This window comes from Burkholderia sp. E168m23 (assembly GCF_016586125.1).
GTDB classification, from domain to species: Bacteria; Pseudomonadota; Gammaproteobacteria; order Burkholderiales; family Burkholderiaceae; genus Burkholderia; species Burkholderia orbicola.
The window spans coordinates 1-4,804 of record NZ_BCPP01000551.1 but is presented as its reverse complement, the minus strand read 5'-3'; the positions used below and the strand labels follow the sequence as shown (position 1 = coordinate 4,804).

The following is a 4,804-nucleotide window of genomic DNA, read 5'->3' as shown; positions in this document are numbered from 1 at the left end:
ACGGGCCGTCTTCTTCGCGGCGGCGGCTTTCGGTTCCTTCTTCTCGAACTCGAAACCGATCTTGCCGTCCGGCTGCTTCACGAGGAACGCCTTGAAGTTGCGGCCGGTACGCGACGACTTGAAGTTCGGCAGCAGATCCGTGCGGCCGTCGGCGAGCAGCTTGCCCATCTGCTCGCGCGTGATTTCCTGCTGCAGGATCACCTTGCCCGAGCGGAAGTCGCAGGTCTTCGGGTTCGCCACCGAGTGTTCGCACACGTAGCTCATCCCGTGCTCGAACACGCGGCCCTTGCACTTCGGGCACGCGCCGACCGGCTCCTGCGCGGAGAAGTCGGGCGCTTCGCCTTCCTCGCCGCCCTGGTCCTGGCCGAAATCGAACTCGAGCTTGTAGTTCTTCGTCTCGTCGTCGAAGGACAGCTTGAGGATCGCCGAGAACGGGCGGCCCATCTTGCTGCGGAACCCGGACAGCGGCCCGATTTCCTTCTTCTGCAGCAGCTCTTCGACTTCCGGGATCTCGAACTGCCGGCTGCCCGGGATCTTCGAGATCGAGAAGTCGCATTTCGTGCACGCGAAGCGGCGGTAGTTTTCCTTCACCTGGCCGCCGCAATTCGGGCACGGTGTCTCGAGCGTCGCGTAATCGCCGGGGATCGTGTCGGAATCGTATTCCTTCGCGCGCTTGACGATCTGCTGCGTCATGCGGGCGATTTCCTGCATAAACGCGTCGCGGCCGAGATTGCCGCGCTCCATCTGCGACAGCTTGTATTCCCATTCGCCGGTGAGCTCGGGCGCCGTGAGTTCCTTCACGCCGAGGCCGCGCAGCAGCGTCATCAGCTGGAATGCCTTCGCGGTCGGGATCAGTTCGCGACCTTCGCGCAGCAGGTACTTTTCGCCGAGCAGGCCTTCGATGATCGCCGCACGCGTGGCCGGCGTGCCGAGGCCCTTCGCGGCCATCGCCTCGCGCAGCTCGTCGTCCTCGACCAGCTTGCCCGCGCCTTCCATCGCGGACAGCAGCGTCGCTTCCGAGTAGCGTGCGGGCGGCTTGGTCACGAGCGCGACGGCGGCGATCTCGTCGGTCTTCACCTTCTCGTCCTTCTGCACCGGCACGAGGTTCGCGTCCGCGCCTTCGGCGTCGCGGCCGTACACCTGCAGCCAGCCCGGCTCGACCAGCACCTTGCCTTCGGTCTTGAAGTGATGGCCGGCGACTTCGGTGATCCGGGTCGTCACGCGGAATTCGGCCGCCGGGAAGAACACGGCGAGGAAGCGCTTCACGACGAGGTCGTACAGCTTCTGCTCGGGCTCGGACAGCGCCTTCGGCGCCTGGAGCGTCGGGATGATTGCAAAGTGGTCGCTGATCTTCGAGTTGTCGAAGATCCGCTTGTTCGGCTTCACCCAACCCTTGTCGAGCACCTGCTTCGCGTGCGGCAGGTAGTTGTTGCTCTCCTTGAGCATCTCGAGCGTGGACTGCACGGTCGACAGGTAGTCTTCCGGCAGCGCGCGCGCGTCGGTACGCGGGTAGGTCAGTACCTTGTGCTTTTCATACAGCGCCTGCGCGAGACCGAGCGTGTTCTTCGCGGAGAAGCCGAAACGGCCGTTCGCTTCGCGCTGCAGGCTCGTCAGATCGAACAGCAGCGGCGACAGTTGCGTCGACGGCTTCGATTCCTCGGACACCGTGCCGATCTGGTCGCGGCAGGCGGCGACGATCGTCTCGGCAGCCGGCAGGCTCCACAGACGGGAGTCGCGCTTTTCCGGATCGAATTCGTCGCGCTTGAATTTCGGGTCGTACCACTTCCCTTCGTAGAAGCCGCTCGCGCACGCGAATTCGGCCTTCACTTCCCAGTAGTCGCGCGGGATGAAGCGGCGGATTTTCTCTTCACGTTCGACGACGATCGACAACGTTGGCGTCTGAACCCGGCCGACGGTGGTCAGGAAGAAGCCGCCGCCCTTGCTGTTGAACGCGGTCATCGCGCGGGTGCCGTTGATCCCGACGAGCCAGTCGGCTTCCGAGCGGCAGCGTGCGGCGTCGGCGAGCGGCTGCATGTCCGTGTCGCTGCGCAGGTTCGCGAAACCGTCGCGAATCGCCTGCGGCGTCATCGATTGCAACCACAGGCGCTGGACTGGCTGTTTCGCCTTCGCGTGCTGCGCGATCAGGCGGAAAATCAGCTCGCCCTCGCGCCCCGCGTCACATGCGTTGATCAGGCGGTCGACGTCCTTGCGCTTCATCAGCTTCGTGAGCACCTTGAGGCGCGACTCGCTTTTTGCGATCGGGTTCAGGTCGAAATGCGGGGGAATGACGGGCAGATGCGCGAAGCTCCATTTCCCGCGTTTGACCTCGTACTCCTCCGGGGCGGCGATTTCCAGCAGGTGGCCGACAGCGGACGAAAGGACGAAATCGTCGCTCTCGTAATACTCGTCATGCTTGGTAAAGCCGCCCAAAGCGCGTGCGATGTCGTTCGCGACAGAAGGCTTTTCCGCAATGATCAGTGCTTTGGACATGACAGGTGTGTGTTGGTAGACCGGGTTCGCCCGGTTGTGGGTCCCTTTTACGACCGCTTTATAGCACACGCCGCAGCGACGGCGGCTCGGCGTGTAAAAAGCGGCTCATCATAGAGGGGGGCTGCAATGGCGGCAAGCGCCCGGCGCGGCGGGCCGCGCCAGCCTGCGCAAAACCGCCGGGCGGGCCCGCGAATTCAGGCTTCGACGTTCAGGATGTCGCGCAATTTCGGTGCGTGCGGCGCACCGGGCACCGCACTCAGGTCGGACAGCATGCGCTCGACGATCGCCGCGTGCGGCAGCACCGTGCCAAAGAAGCGGGCGGTGTGGGCATCCTCGATCAGGATGGTCGGGAAATTCTCGACGTCGAGATCGTCGAGGCGGTCGGCATGGGTTTCGATGTCGATCCAGGCGAAGCAGGCGTCCGGATGCGCATCGGCGAGCTGGTCGAAGGCGCTCCGGTAGTCGCGGCACGTGCCGCACCACTCGGCGCACAGGCAGGCGACCAGCAACGTGCCGGGATCGGCGAGGCGCTCGGCGATCCGATCTGCATCGGTGTCGAGATTCAGCGCGGGCATGGAATTCCTTGGGTAGCGTCGGCGGTCGGGCCGCCCCTATGCCGGGGAATGTAGCACGCCCCGCGCAGAGGGGGTGGGCGCGGCGTCAAGCCGCGCGAAGCGTCCGCCGGCGACGCTCGCGACGCGGCCGGTCAGTTCCAGCGAGAGCAGCGCGCCATGCAGCACGTCGTCGGACAGGCCGCTGTGCTCGGCCAGCCATTCGTACGTCACGGGGCCGTATCCCAGCGCGGCGAGCACCGCCTGTTCCGACGGGGTGCCTGGTGGAGCGGCTTCGATGGAGGCCGGCGCGGTGTTCGCGGCAGGGCGACCCGCTTGCGCGATGCCGGCAGCTTCGGGTTCGCGGATCTCGTCGGCATTCGGGCCCTGATTACCGGCTCGCATTGCGCCGCTCGTTGCGCGCGCCGCCGGTTCGCCCAGCCCGTATTCCTCGAGCACGTCGAGCGGCGCCGCGGTGAGCTTCGCGCCGTCGCGGAGCAGCGCGTGGCAGCCCTGCGCGAGCGGCGCGTGGATCGAACCGGGCATCGCGAACACATCGCGCCCCAATTCGTTCGCGAGCCGCGCGGTGATCAGCGAGCCCGAGCGCGGGGCGGCCTCGACGACGAGCGCGCCGATCGCGAGCGCGGCGATCAGCCGGTTGCGCTGCGGGAAATGCGCGGCGCGCGCCGGCGTGCCGAGCGGCCATTCCGACACGATCGCGCCGTGTGCGGCGATCTCGTGCGCGAGCGCGCGGTGTCGCGCCGGGTAGACGAGATCGGCGCCCGTCGCGATCACCGCGACGGTGCCCGAGCGGCCGTCGAGCCCGCCGCGATGCGCGGCGCCGTCGATCCCGAGTGCGAGGCCCGAGACGATCGTGAGGCCCGCGTCGGACAACACGTGGGCGAAATGCGTGGCGTCGGCGAGCCCCTGCGGCGTCGCATGGCGGCTGCCGACCACCGCGAGGCCGCGTGCGTGCAGCAGGTCGAGCTGCCCCTTTACATATAGCAGCGGCGGCGGATCGTGCAGATCGCGCAGCCGCGGCGGGTAGGCCGGATCGCTCAGCGTGACGAGCACGTTGCCCGGCCCGTCGAGCCACGCGAGCACGGCGTCGGTGCGCGTATCGAGACCGTCGCGCTCGCTCGCACGCACGGCCTGCGCGGCGGCGGGGGTGGCCACGGCGGCGATCGCCTCGTCGGGCGCGCGCAGTAACGCGTCCGGCGAGCCGAAAGCCGCGAGCAGCACCTGCAGCACGGCGGGCGAGAGACCGGGCGCATGCGCGAGCTGCAGCCAGGCGCGCAGCGCGGCGGGCGTCAGCGCTTGCGGGGACATGAGGCGGCCCTCGAATGCGGCGGCCAGCGGAGCGCGTGGCGCCATGATAAAATTTTCATCATCCGAAATACTCGACAGGGCCGTGCGCGCAGGCACGCGGCCGATTGCAGGAGGCGCGATCCGCGGCATTGATATGCCACGCATCCGCCTCATCTTCATTGCATCCCGGCGGCGGCGCCAGCCGGCCGGATGGCCGATGCGGCACGCCGCTCCACCGAATACCGAATACCATGGCATTGCTCAATATTCTTCATTACCCCGACAAGCGGCTGCACAAGGTCGCGAAGCCCGTCGACAAGGTCGACGACCGGATCCGCAAGCTCGTCGCCGACATGGCCGAGACCATGTACGCGGCGCCCGGCATCGGCCTGGCGGCCACGCAGGTCGACGTGCACGAGCGCGTGATCGTGATCGACGTCTCCGAAGAGAAGAAC

At 67.1% G+C, this 4,804-nt stretch carries 4 protein-coding genes; 1 reads left to right on the top strand and 3 read right to left on the bottom strand.

Annotated features, from left to right (window positions below; genetic code table 11):
- The 3 genes from JMF90_RS24450 to dprA all read right to left on the bottom strand — a co-directional run.
- On the bottom strand, positions 1–2,490 hold a 2,490-nt coding region (locus JMF90_RS24450), incomplete at its 3' end, for a DNA topoisomerase III (RefSeq protein WP_201325525.1).
- Positions 2,491–2,684: 194 nt separating this feature from the next.
- The gene (locus JMF90_RS24445; RefSeq protein ID WP_006477457.1) at positions 2,685–3,065 is read right to left on the bottom strand and encodes a thioredoxin family protein; all 381 of its coding nucleotides are present in this window, start codon (positions 3,063–3,065) and stop codon (positions 2,685–2,687) included.
- 36 nt (positions 3,066–3,101) lie between these two features.
- A complete protein-coding gene (gene dprA / locus JMF90_RS24440; protein WP_201317047.1) occupies positions 3,102–4,415 on the bottom strand; it encodes a DNA-processing protein DprA in 1,314 nt (437 codons plus the stop codon).
- Between the two features lie 185 nt (positions 4,416–4,600).
- Here dprA and JMF90_RS24435 point away from each other — a divergent pair.
- A partial coding sequence (locus tag JMF90_RS24435) for a peptide deformylase (protein WP_201325524.1) occupies positions 4,601–4,804 on the top strand: 204 nt, incomplete at its 3' end.

Coding starts and splice junctions, on each gene's coding strand:
- dprA (WP_201317047.1), bottom strand. CDS start 4,415: ATGGCGCCACGCGCTCCGCTGGCCGCCGCATTCGAGGGCCGCCTCATG.
- JMF90_RS24445 (WP_006477457.1), bottom strand. CDS start 3,065: ATGCCCGCGCTGAATCTCGACACCGATGCAGATCGGATCGCCGAGCGC.